Origin of the sequence: Campylobacter sp. BCW_6466, from assembly GCF_001762835.1 — a bacterium.
GTDB classification, from domain to species: Bacteria; Campylobacterota; Campylobacteria; order Campylobacterales; family Campylobacteraceae; genus Campylobacter_D; species Campylobacter_D jejuni.
The window spans coordinates 47,722-64,402 of the sequence record NZ_MJXO01000046.1; the positions used below are offsets into that span (position 1 = coordinate 47,722).

Sequence of the window (16,681 nt, forward strand, 5' to 3'; positions counted from 1 at the left end):
AAATTTAATTAGCCTTTTAATTTTTAGAGATTATCGATATATTCTTTAATTTCTTTTTTGATTTTCTCTTTTTGTTCTTTTAAAGCTTCTTTTTTAGCTTTATACTCAGCCTTACTCATATAATCTTTTTGTTCTTTTAAAGCATCAAGTTCTTTTTCGATTTTTTCCACTTCTTGTTCTTTAAGTTTTTTAGCTTCTAACTTTTTATCATAAAACATAGGATCTTTAGCACAATCATTTTGTACTTGTTTTAAAGCAAGCTCTAAGCTTAAAGTTCTAGCTGTATCATTATGTGCTTTAGAAAAACTGATTTCTTTATTAATACGATCAATTTTTTTATCGCATTCACTTACACCAAAAGCAAAGGCACATAGCGTAAGTAGAATAAGTATTTTTTTCATTTTTAATTCCTTTTTAAAATAAATTTAAATCGCGAAATATTATCTCATCAATTCTTAAGCCTAGCTTTTATCTCATTAAACAAACTGAATACCATACTTTCAAGCTCTTTTGCTCTTTCTAAAGAAGTTGCTTCAAAACGTGTGATAAGATAAGGGCTGGTATTAGATGCACGAAGCAAAGCCCATCCATCGCCAAAATCTATCCTAGCTCCATCGATTTCACAAAGACTTTTAACACCTTTTAAAGCTCCTTTTTCGATCTCTTTTTGAAATTCTTCCACAAGTTTAAATTTTTCTTCTTCATTTACAGGAATTTTAATTTCAGGCGTAGTATAAAGTTTTGGTAAAGCTTTAATCATACTTTCTAAATCAAAACCCTTATAAACAAGTTCTAAGGCTCTTAAAAATGCGTAAATTCCATCATCATAACCAAAATATCTATGTTTAAAGAAAATATGTCCGCTCACTTCAGCAGCTAAATCAATATCTTTTTCTTTCATCATTTTTTTGATATTAGAATGTCCTGTTTTTCCCATAAAAATAGTTCCAAATTTAGCCACTTCATCAAAAAGATTTTTAGAACATTTTACCTCACCTAAAATGCGTGGATTAGGAATATTTTTAGCAAACAAATAACAAAGCTCATCCCCACAAAATACATGAGTTTTACTCAAAGCAACCATTCTATCAGCATCCCCATCAAAAGCAAAAGCTAAAGAATAATCTTGATTTTGATTTAAAAACTCTCTAATCGCACTTAAGTTTTCTTCTTCTGTAGGATCTGGAGCATGGTTTGGAAACTGTCCATCAGGCTTTGCAAACATTACATGAGCTTTTAAATTTAAAGCCTTAATTAAAGGCTTTATCACCACTCCAGCCGCACCATTTGTGCAATCAACACCAAATTTATAATTAAAATCCTTTAAAAAGCTAAATTGCTCGCACATAAATTTCACATAAAGGTTTAAAATATCATATTTTTCTACTTCTAAATTTTCTTCAATCTCATCATCTAAATGCTTATAAACTTCTTTTGAAAACTCTTTTAATTCCATGCCAAAAAAACTTTCTTTATTGATAGTGATTTTAAAACCATTATAATCTTTTGGGTTATGAGAGCCTGTTATCATAACATTTGCATCAAATTTCAAGCCCTCATAAAGACTAAAATATCCCAATGGAGTTGGTACAAGCCCTATATCATAGATTTTTATTCCCGCTTTGTTAAGTCCACTCACTAGATAATTAAAAAGTTCATTTGCACTATATCTTGCATCATAGCCTACACTTACATTTTTACAGCCTTTATTTAGCATTGTTTGTCCCAAGCAAAAACCTATAGCCTTAACACTTTTTTCATTCAGTTCTTTGCCATAAAGTCCTCTTATATCATATTCTCTAAAAATCACATCTAACATTATTTTCCTTCAAATTCATCTCTTCTTTAACCTAAATTTATCGTTTTTCTAAAGCAAATTTGGATAGAAAAGAAATTTTTGCTACAATTTTACATTAATTTCACTAAATGAAGGAAAATTTATGGATGAAGAATTAGAAAACGAAGAAACGAAAAAGAAAAAAGGTGGTTCACTTGTAATTATTATTGTTATTTTACTTTTTGTTTTACTTCTTAGTATTATGGGAGTGATTGCTTGGCTTATTTCAAGCAGTTCAAGTGATGAAAGTGAAGTCAAAGAAGCTCCAAAAGAAGAGGTAAAAGCCGATAAACCTAAAGTTTCAGCCCCTACTCAACGAGGTAGTGATTTTGCTAATATAGGTCCTATGTATCCACTTGATCCTTTTACCCTAAATTTACTTAGCGATAGCGGCTCAAGATATGTAAAATGCACTATAGAACTAGAACAAAATAGCGAACTTTTAAAACCTGAACTCGATAAAAAAGTTCCAGTGATTCGTGATATTATTATTCGTACATTAACAGCTAAAACTTTTGAAGAAGTAAGTACACAAAAAGGCAAAGAACGTTTAAAAGATGAGCTAGTTGGAAAAATCAATGAAATTTTAACCGATGGCTTTATTAAAAATGTTTATTTTACGGATTTTGTAGTTTCTTAAATGCGTGTAGGCTGTGATATCATCGCCATTTCTAGGATAGAAAAAATTCATTCTAGACATGGCAAAAATTTTCTGGATAAATTTCTAAGCCCAAAAGAACAAATACTCATTAAAAATCCAGCAACTCTAGCAGGTCTTTGGGCTGCTAAAGAAGCTGCTAGCAAGGCTTTGGGTGTTGGAATTTGTGAATTATGCAGTTTTTTTGATATTGAAATATCAAAAGATGAAAAAAACGCGCCTAAATTAAAATATTCTCAAAAAATTACAAAAGATTTTAATATCACTCAAACTTCCCTAAGCATTTCTCATGATAATGGTTTTGCTATAGCCATAGTGGTTATAGTTTGATTATTTTCCTATAGTTTGCTTGTCTAAATTTCTTGAAAGTATGAAATCTACCACAGGTTGTTCTCTTTTATTTGCTCTTTTACAATGATCTTTTTGAAAAAAATCTGTGATTTTTATAACAATCCTTGCCCATTTTTTGCGATTTCTTTCACGCCACGCATGAGAAGAAACGCTCTCCCAAGCATAGCCATTAAACAAGCTTGCATTTACAAAATGATCTAAGGCTCTAACACCCTGTCTTGCTCGTGCGGTATTAAAAAAAGTTCCTATAATCACGATAAAAAGATATCCTAAAACTGCTAAAGGTACTATTGCACAAAGCAGAATAGTCCCTGCTAATTTTTCTTTTAAGCTTCCTTTTAAGGTACGTTTTACACGACGACGAAAATTGGCACGAATTTTAGTTCTAACTCTTTTCATAGTTTTCTTTTGCTAAATTTTATCCTCATTCCATTAGCCGAACGCACTGTTAAACGCCCTACTACATCAGGTACAAAACCTTCTTCAAGTTCTAGTTTGTAAGTTTTTAAAATATTAGCCAAAATCAAAATCGCTTCTTGCATAGCAAAACCTTGTCCTATGCAAATTCTTTCCCCTACCCCAAAAGGCAAATAAGCATCTTTTTTGTATTCTCCTTCAAAACGAGAAGGATTAAATCCATGTGGATTTGTCCAAAATTCTTCATGTCTGTGTATCAGCCAAGGAGCAATCACCACCCCAGAACCTTTTTTAATAAGCTTATCTCTAACTTGGGTATCTTTTTTTGCCTCTCTTGCAAAAAATCCAACAGGAGGATAAAGTCTTAAAGATTCTTTGAAAATATTTGTTAAGTATTTAAACTGTCTTAGATGCGAAATTTCAATGGCTCCACCCTGTAAAACCTGAGTAATCTCCTCATAAGCTTTTTCTTGCTCCTTAGGATAAAGACTAAGCAAATAAAGCGTCCATGTCAAAGAACTTGCTGTGGTTTCATGTCCTGCTAAAAAAAGCATAGCCACTTGATCTAAAATTTCCTCAAAAGAAAAACGCTTATTTGTATCCGCATCCACTACTAAAAGCAAAGATCCTAAAATATCCTCAAATTCTGCATTATCCGCCATATCATATCTTGGTTTTATGATGTCACTTAAAACCTGCCTAATCACATCTCCGGCCTTAGCACGCTTACGATCTCCTAATATATAAGAAAGCCATTTTGGAAAACGAAACATACGACGCATGGCTGTATGCACGCTTTGCTCTTGAAAAGTCACAAAGGCATTTAAGATTTTTTTACCTTTTTCCTCATCGAGTTTTGAAGACATAATGGTACGAAAAATCACATCAGCAGTAATAAAAGTCATAGCTTCATCTACTTCGATAACAGCATGATTTGGATACTTGCTAAAACGATCCATCATATCTGCCACAGCTTCGCTCATAAGATTAAACACTTTATTGATACGAGTCATTTCAAAACTTGGGCGCAAAAGCTCTCTTTGTTTTTTCCAAGCTTCACCATTTGTAGTAAAAATACTCTCCCCTAAAAGCGGACTTAAAAGCTCATGCAAAAATGCACTTTTAGGAAATTCTCTAACCTCATCAACCATCATTCTTTTAACTTCTTTAGTGTCATTTATGACATAAAGATCAAAATTTGGCATCTTCACATAGCCTGTTTGCATTTTATAACTACGCTCATAAAGTCCATCAAGCCAAGATCTACGCTTTAACAAAAAAGTTAAAAGTGTAGAAGCTTTATTTTTATAAGGTTTTGGAAAAAAGGGACATTCACTCATATTTTTACCTTTTCTTCTAAAAATTTAGGCATTATGATGAAAGAAAAAAAATCATAATCACCTTTAACACTAATACTATAAAGATATAAAAAGTGCGCTTTGTTTTTATCTCTTTTTATTTTTTTATACTCATGTTTTTCGTATAAAGTGTGAAATTTAGCACTTAAAAATGGGGGTGTAAATTTAGCATTTACACCACTCGTGCGGAAAAAATCCACTTGAGGAAAACATGCTCCATCAATAATCGATGTGTAATCATACCATTTTAAATCAAACCTTGAAACAAATTCGAGCTTCTTTCTAAATTCATCTGCTTTTTTTTGATAACTCACTAAAGGTATGCATTCTCCTAAAGTAAGAATTTTTAATTTACGAAGTAAAGATAAATCTAAATTTTGTCTTAAAATACACTCCAAAACTTCTATACAAACTATAGTTCCAACACTATGTGCTACTAAAATAAGTTCATAATCTTGTTTATTTTCATTTTGTTTTAGCTTCTCTACTATAGTATTTGCAAAAAGCTTGATTCTTTCTTGCATAGCGCCTGTTTTTTTATCTTGCCAAGTAGCACAAAAAGCACAAATTCTTGCTATCCAAAATACAGCTAATTTCTTACCTAATTTAAATAAAAAATGATTTAGTAAAAATCCTAAAAAACATCCTATGATGATAGCTAAAGAAAAATGCATATAATTTTGCAAAAAAGCAAAACTTCCAAAAGCCAAAATCAAAGAAAATAATAAAGAAAATAACACATAAAAAAAAGGATAATAACCTGTGATAAGCTGATAAATCGACTCTTTACCAAATTTGATAAAAAGTCCTGTGATAGTATAAATTCTAAAAAAACTATAACAGTCCGCTAAGGCATCTTTGTAATTTTCTGACCAATTTTTCTTAACAATATCATTCCATGTTAAAAAATGATATTTAGTTTGTACTCCTTCGCACGAAATTTGAAAAAAAGGAAATTGCTCATTTTTTTCAATTTTACTTAAATCAGTCTTAATGTTAAAAGCATGAGAATAATCTTTTAGGTTTTTTTTAAATAAATCATAATAAAATCTATAACTTTTAGGATCATATCCTGCTATATAAAATACTTCCCTATCCATACAATATTTCTTTTTGCTTTTAATTATAACAACTTTGCTTTAAAAGCTCTCTTAATCAAAGCTTTTTAGTCTTATTTGTCTAAAAAGAAATTTTTATAAAAATTGCCGTTGAATTGGTTAGTTTGTAAAAGATATTTCTTAAAATTACACACCAAAACAGGATTGGGTTTATAAGCATGAGCTTCACGCCAAAAAAATTGAAGTTTTTTTGGATAAGATAAGCCTTCAAAATCATAAAAAGCATTGCCACAAACCTTAGTCGGACAGCCTTCTAAAATAGCACTAAGGCCTACTGTTGAATTTATAGTAATACAACCTAAAGCCTTTCTTAAAAGAACTGGCAAGTGGATATCATGAACATATAAAACCCTTCCCTCTACATGATATTTTTGACTTAAATCATTTATGAGTTTAGAATAATTCTTATAACCCCTATCCATAGGATGGTGTTTAAAAACTAGATAAGATTTAGCTCTTGCATGGTTTGCAAAAGAAAGTATGGTTTGCTCTATAAAGTGCTCTATGCTTTTTTTGTAATGATATTTAATTTGCGTATCGCTATAAACTTGTAAAATCGCCAAAAAGTACTTTTTTTCTAAATTATAAATCTTTTCATTTAGTTTTTTTTCTGTAATCTTATAAAGGTATTTTCTATACAATGATCTAAACCAAAATAAAAATTCAAAAGGATATAAAGTGCGATGATGAAGTTTGTTGTTAAAAAATGGGGCCAAAATAAAAGCAAATAACCAATACAAAAAGGCATCAAAAGCCATAAATTTAAATCCACCTGGAATTTCTTTTATGCTTTCTTTGGTAAAAATATTTTGAGAAAGATAAAAATTTTTATCACGCGGCAAAGAAGAATTTGCATTCACTCCATCTTTTTCCAAAGTAATACAATAAGGCCTTAAATATCCTTCTTCAAAAATCCATACTTCAATTTCTAATTCTTTAGCCACTTTAATAGCCTTAGCATGGATAATGCGACAATCATTATACATTAAAATAGCATCGATTTTTTTACTTTGAAAAAAATCTCTATAGAAATTTTCAAGATCTTTTTCATCGCACTTACACCTCGCTCCACTAGGATAGAAAAAAAAATCTCCGCCGTTAAAATTGAGTTTAAAAACTTTAGTTTGGTTTTTTTTCATTTTCATTGCAAGATGATGAAAAAAATTTCCCACAGGCCCTTGCAAGAGTAAAACATTTTTACCGCTAAATTCTTTTTTAATTTTAGTGCTAAATCTCATTTCTTTGCTAAAAATTCATAAAATCTTCTTATTTTTCTAAGTATAAAGGTTTTAAAATCTATTGCCAATTTTATATGTTTTTTTGAAAAATAATCTTTTTGTAAATTTAGCATTATATCTAAACAAACTTCAATTTCACATAAAGTTTTTGTTTTAGGATTTATATATCTTGGATATGTGATCAAAACACCTGCTACAAGCTCTTCTAGGCTTAGTTTTCTTGTTCTTCTTTCACGTTTATGCTTATCTTTTGTTAAACCCCAGCCTGCATAAAAAGGCATACCATAAGTAAAAACTTTTTTAGCTCTTAAAAGAGCATCAAAACCACTTGTAGAAGTAATAGTGTGAATTTCATCAGCAATTTTTATAGCACTATCAATACTGCAATCTTTTACAATCTCATCACAAAATTCCAAAATGAGTGTTTCATCTTTTAAACCCACACGGTTGCCACTTAACACATCAGGATGAGGCTTAAAGATGATATAAGCATCTTGATTTTTAGAACGCACCTCCTTAATCAAACCAAGAGTAGATAAGCCAAAACCCCCTAAAATCATCGAAGCATCATCTTCAACTTGAGCAGGGATTAAAATAATCTTTTGTCCTATTTTGGCATTGATTTTTAAGTCTTCATGCTTTAAGCCATTATATTTTGAAAAGCGGTTCTCAAGTAAGATTTTTATAATATTTTTTGCCCTATTTAGCATATTTTCATCAAAGATTTCGTTTTGTAAAAGCTCTTCTAGTTTACTTGGTTTATTTGGATCTATGTAAAGTCCTTTATCATCAACGATTAAAGAAAAAGGGCGCGTAAGATCAGAACCTAAAGAGATTGAGCGAATAAATCCATCTTCAACTAAAGAAATTTTAGGAGTAAAATGAAGCAAATTCTCATCTTGTGCTTTTTTTATAAGAGTGCTTTTAAGAGTATTATAATCTATCCTTTTACCCCAAATGAAAAATTTATCATCTTCTTTAAACTTGTATCTAACTAAAGATTTAATAGAATTTAAAAAAATAATTTCATTATTTTTAGCCTTAAAAAAAGGCTTGATAAAATGCCTTTTCCATAAGGTAAAGCCTAGCATAAAAAGTCTATTAGAATTTGCCTTTTCTATGCTTTTATATTTTGCTAAAGTTTGAATAGTGTCAAAAATATTACTTTTTTGATTTAAATAAGGATTAAAATACTCAGCATAAAGTATATAAGCAGCATAGAAAACTTCTTCTAAACTTCTTTTTTGTATCCTTCTTTTACACTCTAATTTATCTTTTGTTAGACCCCAACCTGCATAAAATGGCATGCCATAACAAACACACTCACATTCTTGTATCAAAGCTTCAAAACCCATACCAGAAGTTTTGGTATAAACCTTATCAAAAAACTCAAGCAAGGCTATGGGATTAAAATTTTCAGTGATTAAAATACATTCTTTAGGTAAGGAATTTATAACTAAATCACTTTGTTTTTTACCGCTTAAAACATCAGGATGGATTTTTATATAAATTTTAGAATCAGGATTTTCTTTTATGGCATCTTTTATCATATCGACAGTTTTAAAATCTTTAGCAAAACCAAATTCAAGAGAGGCATCATTGGCTGTTTGAGTGATGATTAAAACGCGTTTTTCATCTTTTTGAAAATAATCATCTGGAATATCAAGATTGTTATTATACTTGCTAATTTTATATTTTTTGATAAGCTCTATAGCTTTTTTAGCTTGTTTGATTTCTTCATCTTTAAATTCATAAGTATTTAAAAGATTTTCAAGCTTTGAAGGCATTGTTCCATCATAATAAATGCCTATATCATCTTTAATTATAGAAAAACTTGGGCTATTTTCAACCCCTAAGTTTAATGAGCGGATAAATCCATCTTCTAAAAGTATGAATTTGGTATTATATTTTTTTGCTAAATTCATAGCTTTTAAACCTGATTTTTTGCGTCCCCAGCCAAGGAAAAGATCATCTTTATTGATTTTTAAATTTCTCTTATATAAAAAAATGCTGTAAAAATTCCTAGCATTAGCGATAAGTTTTTTTGATATTGAGTAATACTTCACAATGCCAATTTCTTTATTATAAGTTCAACTTTTTCTTCTAAATTATTTCGACAAGAATTATTGATCGCTAAATCAGCCTCTGGTTTATCAAATTTTATATCAACACCAACTACATTATCAATTTCTTTATTTAAAGCCTTAGTATAAAGCCCTTTTTGATCTCTTTGTATTAATTCATGCATATCGCATTCTATATAAATTTCATAATAATTTTTTAATTGCTTTCTATTATAATCATAAACCTCATTAAACATTGAAATCGTAGTGACAATAACTATCATACCTTGATCGTTTAAAAATTTTGCAAATTTAGCTCTTTTCAAAGCCATATCAATGCGACCTTGTTTATCGTATACATAATGTCCTAATATTTCTCTTAACTCATCTCCATCGAGATAAATAAGGTTTTTATATTTTAGTTTTAATTTTTCATACAAAGCTTGACCTATAGTTGTTTTTCCGCTTCCAGCTAAACCAGTAAGCCAAATAATATAAGGATTATTTTTCAATTTGCACCTCTAAATCACTCATAAAATCAATTTCACACCAATTGCCATCAATTTCCACTGCTTTTGCGTTGTTGTATTTTTCAATTAAAGCCTGCAAAAAACTTGTCATATACATATTTTCAAAATTTTTATTATCATATAAAATATCTCGGTCAAGCATTTCATAAAAAGCAATAACTTCAGAAAGAAATTGATAAGAAAATTTAAAAAGTCCTATATATTGAGCTTCTATCTCATCATAGGCATTAGCTTTTTTTCCAAGTTCTATAATATAACCATTTATCATCTTTAATGTTTCAGCATCTTCTAAAGGATTTGCAAAGCGTTTACTCCAAAGCTTACGCCAAGACTTATCAACTACTATAGCAAGTTCTTCTTTGGCATTTATAAGCTTTTGCACGCAATCTTGAAAATAAACAATATCTGCATAAGAAATAATCAAATCTTGTTTTTCTTCGATGCATTTTAACATAAAATCTTTAGCGCAAAAAAAAGTATGAACCATATTAGTTTTATCATATTTTGAATTAATAAAAAAATGCTCAATATCATATTTATTAAGATAATTTTTTAGCACATCGTTTAAATATCCACCCACAACAGCTATTTCATTTATACCTGCTGATTTTAAAGCTTCGATTTCATAATCTATTATTTTTTTATTCTTATACTCAACCATACACTTTGGTTGATCTTTTGTTAAAGGCATCAGTCTTGATCCAAAACCTGCTGCTAAGATAATTGCATTCATATTATTCCTTGATTAAACTAAACCACTCTTTTAAAATTTGAATATTATTAAGCCCATTTTCTCTTTCAATATGCCACATTATACCAAAAATATTTTCATACTTATGTTTAAAAGCTTCTATAGTATTATCTTTTGCTAAGCAAAGTTCTACGAGATCTTCACCTAATTTTTCAATAGCAAAATTATGAAAAGAATTGCTTATAAATTTTTCTTTTGAGAAAAATACTTCATGTTTGCCTATATGATTTTTACAAGGACTTATATGACTGTTAAAATAATGAGCTATCATCTGAGCTCCTCTGCAAATTCCTAAAAGTGGTATTTTTTGTTTTAAACAAATTTCTATAACCTGCTTTTCATATAAATCTCTCTTTTTAGATAAAACATTAGGACTATAAAAACTTAAATCATTGCCACCGCTTAATATCACAGCTTTTACTAGATGTTTATAATGAGAAAAATCTATTTCATAGCTAAGAGGAAGAGGAGTAAAATTTTTAAATAAATCTTTATTAAATAATTTTCCCCAATCCAAAGCCAAACATTCTCTTTCTTCATAATAATTTTCATTGCAAATAAGTCTTTGAGTAATACCTATAAACAAAATATTTGCTCACTTTCACATTCTATATTGATTTTTTTAGCTTTTAAATATTTTTCAAAATTTTCTTCTCCAACTCCTATAACAGCAGGCATTCCAAGTTCTGAAGCACGGATAGCCATATGTGAATTAGCACCCCCATAACATGTAATCAGTCCTGCTATATTTTTTGTAAATAAATAATCATACCCAGGATCTGCTGCATAAATTAAAACAATCTTTCCTTCTAAATCTTTATCATTTTCTTTCGCCGTAAATGCAGTGATGCTCTTTTGTGTGATGAAATTTGGAATAATACTATGATTATAAAAAGAAAAAATTTCATCAGCATTACAAAGTAAAGAAGGAAGTTTTATAGCTTGTGTAAGTTCATATTCTTTTTTATTGCGATTAATTTCTTCTACAAACTGCTCTTTTGGATTTACAGAATAAAGACTAGAATAAAGATTTAAAATGCTTTTTATGTCAAGATGAGCTAAATCTTCTTTTTCAATACCATAATATTTGCCTAATTCTTCTATATAAACTATAGCTTTAGAAAGCAATCTAGTGAATTCAAATTTAACAAGCTCTCTACCCTCAATAGCCTGCTTTAAAAAATCAAAAAATTCACAAGCATTAATCTCTAGTCCATGTTCTCTAAGTAAAGCATTTAAAGCTTTTGTCTTTTCTTCTGAAAAAACAAAAGCTTTATCTTGTAAATAAACTTTACTATCTTTTTGATCTACATCAAAATAAAGCTCAAAATCTTCATCATATCTTGGAGATAAAATATTATAAGTTCCTGCTCTTAAATGTCCAAAATCTTTCAAAAATTGATCTTTAGTGTGAAAGTTAAGATGGTTTGTTTGTTTGCTTAAATTTTTACTCACCGTATTGAGCGAATTTAAAAAATCATCTTTTTCCTCTTTAGTTATAAAATCAATCTCAACTAAAGAATTTAAAAGTTGCATTGCTACAAATGCGGCTCTAGCCACCCCCGCAAAAGGCAAGGTCCCATAACGCTTACATTCTTCAATAAGCCAATAAATTTTATCAATTAAAGAAAAATTAGAATTAATAATACTATCGTATCTTTTTTTTAGCTTATAAGCTTTTTGTATGTCTTTTAAGTAAAGCCCTGATCTAGGATTAATAATCTTATTTGTAAGTTCTAATAATGAAAATTCTAATCTTTTGATTTCATTTTCATTAAAACCATGATTTAAAAGTTCTTCTAATTTTTTGGAACTATTAAAGTCATAACAAGAATAAAGGATATTAAATTCAATCTTGTCGTGCAATTCATGATTTTTATCAAGTTTATCTAAGTAAAAATTAACAAGTTTGTGCGCAATATTTTCATCTAATTTTTTTGGTATAAAAGAATTAAAAGATAATCTTACATCCACATAAGGAATGCCTAAAAAAGAATGAATTAAAGGATGGGATCTTAAATCTCTATAACCATAATTATCTCTTTGATACGCCCAGATATTATCCGTAATGATTTCTTTATATAAACTAAAAGCTAAACGCTTAGGCCTTAACCCTATGATTTCAGCTGGATTCCAATCAGGCATTACCCCAAAAATGGCTTTATCTCCCAAAACTCTAGATCTTGATTCTTTTAAAGACTCAAAACGTTTATAAAATCTATATAAAGCTTCTTTTGGTAAAGAATGAAATAAATTATTTTTTTCATGCATAACCAAAGGACGCACTTGCAAGCAAAAAAGCTCTTCCTCATCATCTTGAATAGCAAATGCAAATTCAACATCTAAAAAACAACAGTCATATAAAACTTCTAATTCCTTCATAAGTTCTATAATTTTTTGAAGTCTAATATCTTTAAATTCTAAATAATCTCTGTAATGATAGTAAGTTTTTGCACTCTTACTGCTTCCATCTGTAATAGAGCTATTTGAACCATTTTCATCATACTGAAGACAAAAATAAGGGGAAAAATTATCCTTATCAACACTAAAACCAACACCGCAAAGAGTAATGTTTTCGAGCATAGGTTGAACTAAAATTTCATCGCTTTTTGATGGCATAGAATTGGCAACTTCATATAAAGCTTTTAACAACTCATCTTTAGAATCAGCTTTAATATTTGCCAAAGAAAGAAAAGCACCTGCATTGGAGTTTTTCATACTATCTTCACTTAAAGAAGAACTTCTTATAATGAGTCTATTAGCCTTTAAAGTTTGAATATCCTGTAAAACTTTATCTTCATTTGATATTAATTCTTCAAGCGAAGTTAAAACCAAAGGTAGAACTTTTGCTTTTTTTAATTTTGTTTGTAAATTTTTTAAATTTTGTGCTTTGGTTTTAAATTTTAACTCCACCATGTTTTTCCTTAGTTTTATATTTTTTAGCACTCCAACAACGAGTGGTATATTTTATACTAAATTCCTTAGGAAGTCTTTGTGAAATTTTATCACTAATTTTATTAAAAAGTTCATTTCCTTCATCAGTCTCCAAATCCCAGCAAGGATTTTTAACACTTTTCCATGCATTAATATAATTTTCAATGCTTTGATGAAAATAAAAATCCTCTTCGATGTAAACAATATTATCAAAAAAGATCCTTACGACTCTCTATAATTGGTCTTTGATCTTCTCTTCTTGCTCCCCTTGTATAATTTGGTGCAAATTCTATAATAGTATCTTCAGATATTTTTTGTACAGGATCGTTTAAATCTCTGTGATTCCACGTACAAGAAAAATATCCCTCTGATTTTATAAGCAATGCGCTTCTTCTAATGTTTCATTTCTATCCATTACATTAAAACTACTACCAAAAGTCACCCAATCAAATTCACTATTTTGGAGTGTTGAGTTTAAGCCTGTTGCTCTAACCCAATCAATCTTTTGATCCTTAGTTCTTTCTATCCCGATCTCACGCATCGCATCATTTGGTTCTACAGATACTACCTTGCATCCTCTTTCTAAAAGCATAATGCTTAAATTTCCTGTTCCTGCACCGATATCAGCTTTAATATCTTTTTTTCCAACTAAACTAATAAGCATATCTATAGTTTTTGGAGCATAATTTGGTCTATAGCTATAAAATTTAGCATGCTTGGTATAATCCCACACTTGTTCTACTAGTTTTTGCATTTTATTTCCTTTTTTCATCTTTGAAAAGCTGATGAAAAAAGGAAATATTTTATGCTTTTCTAGCTGTCCATGCTCTTATTTTATAAGGAATCTCTATACTTTGCATATGAGAAATTTTAGCTTCTATCATCTCTAAAATTTCCTTCCATCTTTTTTCACCTGCTTGTGCTTGTATATCATTTACAGAATGCCAAGCTCCAAGATAACGATCTTTATCCCAAAACTCTTTATAATCGCACTCCATAAAAAAGCAGTCCGTGAAATCTCCTGTTGAAACAAGAATTTCTTCCCATTTTTTAACATTTTGAGTGCCACTGCTTACACGAGCAAGCTCTGGAACAATATGTTTAATCTCCTTTTCAATTTCATCAAAAACCGAACCCTCTACAATGTGGCGAGGATTCCAAATCGCAGTGAAATACCCTCCCCCTGTCAATATACGATTAAATTCTGGGAGAGATTTTTTAGGATCTGTCCAATGAAAAGAACTAGCCATGATGACCCAATCAGCTTGATTGTTGCTCATGCAGGTTTCTTCACCACTTCCTTTGTGCCAAGAAATATTTGATAAATTTTGTGTAAATTTTTGCCCTTCTTCACGCATATTATCGTTTGGTTCCACAGCACTAATTTGACATCCAAACATTTCTCCCAGCATCTTAGTAAGTTTTCCGGTTCCAGCTCCTACTTCAACAATATTCAAATCTCTTAAATTTTTATTTTTATCATTGATACAAGCTACAAGTTTTTCAAGTAAAAACGGACTATAAGCAGGTCTATTATGATAATGCTTTGCAACATCTGTAAAATCCCCTTGTTTCATATTGATTCCTTTCTCTAAATTAAAACATAATTATATCTTTTTTTTTATTAATTTACAAATCTCTTAAATATTACCATCTAACTCCTTACACATTTTTTCAAATTCTTGATAATACTTCCAAGAAGCTACTATATCTGGACGATGTTGCTTGATGTGAATTAGTTCTTCATCTAGAATTTTCTTTAATATTTTTTTTAATTCACTATTTTTTTTAAGGCACCATAAAATTCCATTAGTTGTTATTTTGGATTTTTTTATATGTATAAATTTTTTATTTAGAATACTTAAAAAATTATTAAAAAAGTCGTTTAGGTATTTATCATTTATAAAATTTAATAATTTAACTTCATCTAATGGGCTAACAGAGAAGCAAATATATTTTTTTATTTCATTACGAAAATTAAAGTATTTTTCTACATCTATATAATTATTTTCTTTTTCGTTTTTCAAAGTTACGTAAAATTTAATATCATTGTAGATTAATATAATAGGTAAAATATATCGAAAATGAGAACTTTTTATCTCTTCGTAAAAATCTTTATTTTCCTCTTTAGGCGGATTAAAATTTAATATTTTGGATAATTTTTTTATTGTGTTAAAGGCTTTATTAGGCATAATATCTTTCATGTCTAAATAAAATATCTGTGTATCTATACAATTTCTTATTGTTGTATAGTTAAAACTAGCAGAATTTATCCAAAATTGTAAATTGTTAAATAAAACCTTATAATCTTTAATATTTGTATACTTTACTCGATCTAAAATAACATCAATTTTGCATTCTTTAATAATATATGTATCAAAGATGTTTTGGTGAGGGTGAGCATACCAGCCATGATTTATACCATTCTTTAATCTTTCTATAGGATCTCTAGTTAAAAATAATACAGGTTGACTATAAATTCTATATAAAAATTTTTTGACTTTTTCTATATCGTTCATGCTATGAATAAAAATAAAAAAACAAGCATCACTCTTAAAAAAAGAATAGATATATTCTATGGAATTTAAGTATGAAACTACATTTAAAGATTTTTTTAAAAACAAATTCAAAGCTGAATGTCCTGATAATCCAAATCCTAAATACACAAACTTATACCCATCAGGTAAAGGTAAATTCATGTCCCATGCAAGTTTAGCAGGTATATTTTTATAATTAATTTTTTCGTTTTCATCATTTAGTTTCTTAGGATCAAGTAAAGAAGGGTAAGGATGATTTCCTTTTTTATATCTTTCATTAAAATCATCTGATAGTAACCATTCTTCTATAAGATCAAAATTTTGTATAAAATAATTAAAATTATGAAAAATATTATCTAATATAGGTTGATAATCTTGATGAATTTTTAATATATTTTTTATTCTTAGAAATTCTTTTAGGAATAATTGTTTATTATCTATCAATCCTTCAAGGATGCTAGAGCTAATCTGATCGAATTCTTTAAAAATTTCTCTAAAAATTTGAAATTCTTTTTTAGCTTTTTTAATATCATTTTTTAGTTTAAATCCACTTCCTTTGTACCAAGTTTTATCAGCTTTGATTAAAACTTCACCTAGCATATAAGATAAATGAAATTTATATCTTAAAGCTTGCTCATAATCACTACATGTTTCTAAATTTGGATATTTGAGCTGAGGAAAAACTTGTATGCTTTGTTGATAAATTTTTTGTTCTTTTTTGTGTTGTTTTTTAATTTTATAGAGTTTTTTAAATAACGTTATGTATCCCCCCCCATTGTTTGTAAAGTCAATCATAGTTTGACCGAGCTTATAAGCAAGATGATTTTTCACTCTTTCTATGGCTGAATTTGGGTTATACATGGGGTTTTCCTTTAAAAATGGCTTTGAT

At 28.9% G+C, this 16,681-nt stretch carries 14 protein-coding genes and 2 pseudogenes; 2 read left to right on the forward strand and 14 right to left on the reverse strand.

Features of this window, described 5'->3' with window-relative positions; translation table 11 throughout:
- Nucleotides 1–23 precede the first annotated feature (23 nt).
- Together AJ887_RS05525 and pgmL are read right to left on the reverse strand one after the other, a co-directional pair.
- On the reverse strand, nucleotides 24–401 hold the full coding sequence (locus tag AJ887_RS05525) for a DUF1090 family protein (RefSeq protein WP_070239527.1): 378 nt from the start codon (nucleotides 399–401) through the stop codon (nucleotides 24–26).
- A gap of 47 nt (nucleotides 402–448) precedes the next feature.
- Nucleotides 449–1,838: pseudogene (gene pgmL / locus AJ887_RS05530) on the reverse strand (phosphoglucosamine mutase PgmL).
- Between the two features lie 102 nt (nucleotides 1,839–1,940).
- Here pgmL and fliL point away from each other — a divergent pair.
- Together fliL and acpS are read left to right on the forward strand one after the other, a co-directional pair.
- Nucleotides 1,941–2,477, forward strand: a complete 537-nt coding sequence (gene fliL / locus AJ887_RS05535) for a flagellar basal body-associated protein FliL (protein ID WP_070243142.1) — start codon at nucleotides 1,941–1,943, stop codon at nucleotides 2,475–2,477.
- Nucleotides 2,478–2,825: a holo-ACP synthase gene (gene acpS / locus AJ887_RS05540; protein ID WP_070239523.1), complete on the forward strand. Its 348-nt coding sequence runs from the start codon at nucleotides 2,478–2,480 to the stop codon at nucleotides 2,823–2,825.
- Here the strand turns inward: acpS and AJ887_RS05545 are convergent, their stop codons facing one another.
- The 12 genes and pseudogenes from AJ887_RS05545 to AJ887_RS05600 all read right to left on the reverse strand — a co-directional run bounded on the left by AJ887_RS05545 (nucleotide 2,826) and on the right by AJ887_RS05600 (nucleotide 16,653).
- Entirely contained in the window at nucleotides 2,826–3,245 is a 420-nt protein-coding gene (locus tag AJ887_RS05545; protein ID WP_002862076.1) for a hypothetical protein, read from the reverse strand. It lies immediately after the preceding gene.
- Nucleotides 3,242–4,603 (reverse strand): cytochrome P450, encoded by a 1,362-nt coding sequence (locus tag AJ887_RS05550; RefSeq protein ID WP_070239521.1) that lies wholly within the window; start codon nucleotides 4,601–4,603, stop codon nucleotides 3,242–3,244. Before AJ887_RS05550 ends, AJ887_RS05545 begins: the two co-directional genes overlap by 4 nt.
- Complete coding sequence (locus AJ887_RS05555) at nucleotides 4,600–5,721, reverse strand: DUF829 domain-containing protein (RefSeq protein WP_070284938.1); 1,122 nt, start codon at nucleotides 5,719–5,721, stop codon at nucleotides 4,600–4,602. Before AJ887_RS05555 ends, AJ887_RS05550 begins: the two co-directional genes overlap by 4 nt.
- A gap of 71 nt (nucleotides 5,722–5,792) precedes the next feature.
- A complete protein-coding gene (gene kpsS / locus AJ887_RS05560; protein ID WP_070239518.1) occupies nucleotides 5,793–6,977 on the reverse strand; it encodes a capsule polysaccharide modification protein KpsS in 1,185 nt (394 codons plus the stop codon).
- The gene (locus AJ887_RS05565) at nucleotides 6,974–9,043 is read right to left on the reverse strand and encodes a capsular polysaccharide biosynthesis protein (RefSeq protein WP_070284940.1); all 2,070 of its coding nucleotides are present in this window, start codon (nucleotides 9,041–9,043) and stop codon (nucleotides 6,974–6,976) included. The genes kpsS and AJ887_RS05565 overlap by 4 nt, the downstream gene beginning before the upstream one ends.
- Nucleotides 9,040–9,552 (reverse strand): cytidine diphosphoramidate kinase, encoded by a 513-nt coding sequence (locus AJ887_RS05570; protein ID WP_070284942.1) that lies wholly within the window; start codon nucleotides 9,550–9,552, stop codon nucleotides 9,040–9,042. Before AJ887_RS05570 ends, AJ887_RS05565 begins: the two co-directional genes overlap by 4 nt.
- The gene (locus AJ887_RS05575) at nucleotides 9,542–10,303 is read right to left on the reverse strand and encodes a CTP:phosphoglutamine cytidylyltransferase (protein ID WP_002918393.1); all 762 of its coding nucleotides are present in this window, start codon (nucleotides 10,301–10,303) and stop codon (nucleotides 9,542–9,544) included. The genes AJ887_RS05570 and AJ887_RS05575 overlap by 11 nt, the downstream gene beginning before the upstream one ends.
- A 1-nt stretch (nucleotide 10,304) precedes the next feature.
- Nucleotides 10,305–10,907 (reverse strand): gamma-glutamyl-CDP-amidate hydrolase, encoded by a 603-nt coding sequence (locus AJ887_RS05580; RefSeq protein ID WP_070284944.1) that lies wholly within the window; start codon nucleotides 10,905–10,907, stop codon nucleotides 10,305–10,307.
- Complete coding sequence (locus AJ887_RS05585) at nucleotides 10,898–13,237, reverse strand: PEP-utilizing enzyme (protein WP_070284946.1); 2,340 nt, start codon at nucleotides 13,235–13,237, stop codon at nucleotides 10,898–10,900. Before AJ887_RS05585 ends, AJ887_RS05580 begins: the two co-directional genes overlap by 10 nt.
- A pseudogene (locus tag AJ887_RS05590) lies at nucleotides 13,218–14,009 on the reverse strand (class I SAM-dependent methyltransferase). The gene AJ887_RS05585 and the pseudogene AJ887_RS05590 overlap by 20 nt, the downstream one beginning before the upstream one ends.
- Nucleotides 14,010–14,058: 49 nt before the next feature.
- On the reverse strand, nucleotides 14,059–14,832 hold the full coding sequence (locus AJ887_RS05595) for a class I SAM-dependent methyltransferase (RefSeq protein ID WP_070284948.1): 774 nt from the start codon (nucleotides 14,830–14,832) through the stop codon (nucleotides 14,059–14,061).
- A 63-nt stretch (nucleotides 14,833–14,895) separates the two neighbouring features.
- Nucleotides 14,896–16,653: a DUF2972 domain-containing protein gene (locus AJ887_RS05600; RefSeq protein WP_070284950.1), complete on the reverse strand. Its 1,758-nt coding sequence runs from the start codon at nucleotides 16,651–16,653 to the stop codon at nucleotides 14,896–14,898.
- Between the last annotated feature and the right edge of the window lie 28 nt (nucleotides 16,654–16,681).

Bases quoted from the DNA above. Each gene is read 5' to 3' on its own strand.
- AJ887_RS05525 (WP_070239527.1), bottom strand. From the start codon at position 401: ATGAAAAAAATACTTATTCTACTTACGCTATGTGCCTTTGCTTTTGGT.
- fliL (WP_070243142.1), top strand. From the start codon at position 1,941: ATGGATGAAGAATTAGAAAACGAAGAAACGAAAAAGAAAAAAGGTGGT.
- acpS (WP_070239523.1), top strand. From the start codon at position 2,478: ATGCGTGTAGGCTGTGATATCATCGCCATTTCTAGGATAGAAAAAATT.
- AJ887_RS05545 (WP_002862076.1), bottom strand. From the start codon at position 3,245: ATGAAAAGAGTTAGAACTAAAATTCGTGCCAATTTTCGTCGTCGTGTA.
- AJ887_RS05550 (WP_070239521.1), bottom strand. From the start codon at position 4,603: ATGAGTGAATGTCCCTTTTTTCCAAAACCTTATAAAAATAAAGCTTCT.
- AJ887_RS05555 (WP_070284938.1), bottom strand. From the start codon at position 5,721: ATGGATAGGGAAGTATTTTATATAGCAGGATATGATCCTAAAAGTTAT.
- kpsS (WP_070239518.1), bottom strand. From the start codon at position 6,977: ATGAGATTTAGCACTAAAATTAAAAAAGAATTTAGCGGTAAAAATGTT.
- AJ887_RS05575 (WP_002918393.1), bottom strand. From the start codon at position 10,303: ATGAATGCAATTATCTTAGCAGCAGGTTTTGGATCAAGACTGATGCCT.
- AJ887_RS05585 (WP_070284946.1), bottom strand. From the start codon at position 13,237: ATGGTGGAGTTAAAATTTAAAACCAAAGCACAAAATTTAAAAAATTTA.
- AJ887_RS05595 (WP_070284948.1), bottom strand. From the start codon at position 14,832: ATGAAACAAGGGGATTTTACAGATGTTGCAAAGCATTATCATAATAGA.
- AJ887_RS05600 (WP_070284950.1), bottom strand. From the start codon at position 16,653: ATGTATAACCCAAATTCAGCCATAGAAAGAGTGAAAAATCATCTTGCT.